General features: G+C 30.8%; 2 protein-coding genes and 1 pseudogene. 1 reads left to right on the top strand and 2 read right to left on the bottom strand.

All coding sequences use genetic code 11. The features are described 5' to 3' along the window. Nucleotides 1-102: 102 nt before the first annotated feature. Nucleotides 103-987, bottom strand: a complete 885-nt coding sequence (locus tag AACY61_RS10770) for a sterol desaturase family protein (RefSeq protein ID WP_339611585.1) — start codon at nt 985-987, stop codon at nt 103-105. Between the two features lie 63 nt (nt 988-1,050). Next, a complete protein-coding gene (locus AACY61_RS10765; protein ID WP_339611584.1) occupies nt 1,051-1,992 on the bottom strand; it encodes a M28 family peptidase in 942 nt (313 codons plus the stop codon). Nucleotides 1,993-2,703: 711 nt separating this feature from the next. Between AACY61_RS10765 and AACY61_RS10760 the strand changes: the two are divergent. After that, a pseudogene (locus AACY61_RS10760) lies at nt 2,704-3,368 on the top strand (O-antigen ligase domain-containing protein); the annotation flags it as partial.

Raw genomic sequence — 3,368 nt, 5'->3', positions numbered from 1 at the left:
TTCAGTTCCAAGAGGACCTGCAAGTATCGATTTATATGGAACTGTAAATGATCCTGTTGAATAATAGGGTTCATTTCAATAAAACCACATTTATAAATTAAATTATGAATGTGGTTTTCTTTTTTTAAAAGGGTAAATAACCTGTTTTCCAAAGTCTTTAGGAAAGCCTTCATCACCGTGAAAGCCCAACTCGATATCTTTTCCGTCTTTTGGAATGTAAGCTGTTTTGAACAAATAATCCCATATACTTAAGGTGAGTCCAAAATTCATTCCATACGGATGCTCATTGGGAAGTTCTTTTGAATGGTGCCAAATATGCATTTTAGGGTTGTTGAGAACATACCCTAAAATTCCATAACTCCATCCCACATTGGCGTGATTTAAATGTCCTACTAAAACCGCAAACATATGAACCACAAAAAATTCCTGAATTCCAAAACCAATCATTGCTAATGGCACATACTGAACTGTTTTATAAATAATGGTTTCCATAAAATGAAACCTAAATTGGGCTGCAAAACCCATCTCTTTTACGCTATGATGTACTTTGTGAAACTCCCAAAGCCAAGGTCTTTTATGCAGTTGACGATGTACATTCCATTGAATAAAATCTGCTATAACAAACATTATGAGTAATTGTGACCAAACCGGAAAATTTTGCACATTAATTGCCACCATATTTGTAATACCAAAGAGAGCTAAAAAGTCATTAAACAATTCTACTCCTATATTTGAAATTGCATTGTATCCGACTAAAGAAAATAAAAAGAAATTAAAAAGAATATAAAAACTATCCAGCCAAAAGTCTTTTCTAAATATTTTTTGATTTTTTCTCCATGGAATAATAATTTCAACTACCCATACCATTAATGACAATACTATTAACCAATAAAAATAGTTGGTCCAAGAAGGATTTGAAACCTCATTTACAAGATAGTTAAAATACCCGGTAAAAGAATCCCGGGCAATTGTGAAGTACTTTTCCATTAAAACATTTTTTTCAAAAATAAAATCCTTCTGGTATTTAGAAAGTAACTAATGTTACAATTATTAGTAACCAATTTTGGAGTCAATGTCTGCTAGAGTATGTGTGATAAAGTTTACTACATTAAAATAAAAATCGGGATCAATCCTTGAGAACTCATCTGTGGGTTTATGATAGTCTGGGTGGTCTTCAACTCCAAAATATAAGAAGGGAATCCCAGATTTATGAAATGGCGCGTGGTCTGAAGAGTTTACCCAACTGTCTTTGCCATCAAGACCATCGTGCCCCAAGCTTACTTTAATTGGAATTGATTCAACGGGTATTGCTTCAAAATAGGATTTTAATGAAGGTGTAAACCGGGTACCACAGATGTAAATTTCATTATTTTTGTTGCGGCTAATCATATCCATATTTATATTTAATACAATGTTTCTCTTATTGGATTCAACAAAATATTTTGCCCCTTGTAATCCCATTTCTTCTGCATCCAGCGCTATAAAAATAAATGAGTTTTTAGGTGGATTTAATTTAAAATATTTTGCCATTAATAGCAATGCGCTAGTACCCGAAGCATTATCGTCAGCACCATTGTAAATAGAATCGCGTTCTACACTTTTATCTATCCCCACGTGATCAAAGTGTGCTGTTACTGCAATGAAGTTTTCCGGGTTTTCAGTGCCTTCGATTATTGTAATGATATTGACAGCTTTGTGTGTTTTATTGTCTCTTTCAAACTGAAAAGGTTGAAGAGTAACATCTAAGTCCTTTTCAATAAAAAAATCTACAATATAGTTTCTGGCTTTTTTGTTTTCAGCTGTTCCTGTTTTTCTTCCTTTAAGTTGGTCTGAAGATAAATACTTGATTTTTTCGATTAATTGAGGTTTTTGAATAGTTTGGGCAGCATATTCAATCGAAGACGGAAGAGGGTTTAATTCTAAGCTATTTTGCTGGCTTAATAGGGTGGTGGAGATCAATAGAATAAGGGTACTTATTATTTGTGTTTTCATAATTAAATATAAGTGTTTGTTTCTGATTAATATGTCTTAAATACTTGATTTATTGTTTCTAACAATGCTTAATGAAAATAAAAGGCCTTTTTGTTGGACTTTTTAGTTTTCATATTCCGGAAAAACTGTGATTAACTTTTTTTCTTCATAAATTGAATTTAAATAAAATAAAATTAATGTAAGTAAAGATATTCCAATTCTAAAACCAGACTGAAATAATAGCGCACAAAAAAACACACAAATATAGCTGAATAAATAGGAAGTCTGCTGTAATTAAAAACTCCATTATTTATGAGATTAGTATTTTTTTGGAGAAGGAAAAATAGATAAGTTTTTTTCAATTGAATGATTACAACAAATAATATTATTGATACAAAAAAATATGAAAATAATGCAAATGCTTTGATATATTTGGGTATTGAAAATTGTAAAAAGTCAATTTCAAAGATGTATATAACAAACAATTGTAGTTGAAGAGTTATAAAAATAGAATCTTTTTATCCATTTTTAATTTGAATTAAAAAACCTAAGTTTATGTAATTCACCGAGTCAGTCTAAAATATGAGGGCATTAAGAATAAAACCAATAAAAAAAATTACTTACTTACAGTTGTTGTTGCTACACGCTGTATTAGCTTTTTTGGTTTATTTAGTTCCTTTTTCTTCAAAGATTATTTTTGTTGGGATTGTTCTTTTTTTCTTTTTTCTAATTGTGAATAAAGCAAACAAAAACGATGAAGCACTACTTGCAGCTGCTTATATTACAGGAGCAGAGTTGTTTTTTAGAATGACAGGGGGTGCCATTTTTTATGAGTCTGGAAAATATTTAGTGATACTCTTTTTGGTTGTTGGAATTTTTTACAGAGGCACTTCCAAACGTACTTTTCCGTATTGGCTGTATATTTTTTTATTGGTTCCCGGGGTGTTTTTTTCAGCTATGAATTTAAATTTTGATACAGATTTTAGAAACGCAATTGCTTTTAATTTGAGTGGTCCAATAACTGTTGGAATTGTTGGTGTATATTGTTTTTTTAGGAAAATATCATTAAACAGAATTCACCACATTTTCTTGGCGATAATGCTTCCAATAATAACATTAACGGTTTATTTATTTTTATATACTCCCAGTATCCGCGATGCTTTGAGTGGTACAGCTTCTAATTTTGCAGCATCTGGTGGATTTGGACCCAATCAGGTTTCAACAATTTTAGGATTGGGAGCAATTATATTATTCATACGTTTGTTTACTATAAAAAGCAGGTTAATAAATATAATTGACTTAATATTATTAATGTTGGTTTGTTACAGAGGGTTGGTTACTTTCTCAAGAGGAGGTATGGTAAGTGCATTGATTTGCTGTGTTGCTTTTTTAATTAT

This window comes from uncultured Planktosalinus sp., from assembly GCF_963973675.1.
Lineage (GTDB): Bacteria > Bacteroidota > Bacteroidia > Flavobacteriales > Flavobacteriaceae > Planktosalinus.
The sequence above is the reverse complement of the archived record's forward strand: the minus strand, read 5'-3'. Positions and strand labels throughout refer to the sequence as shown.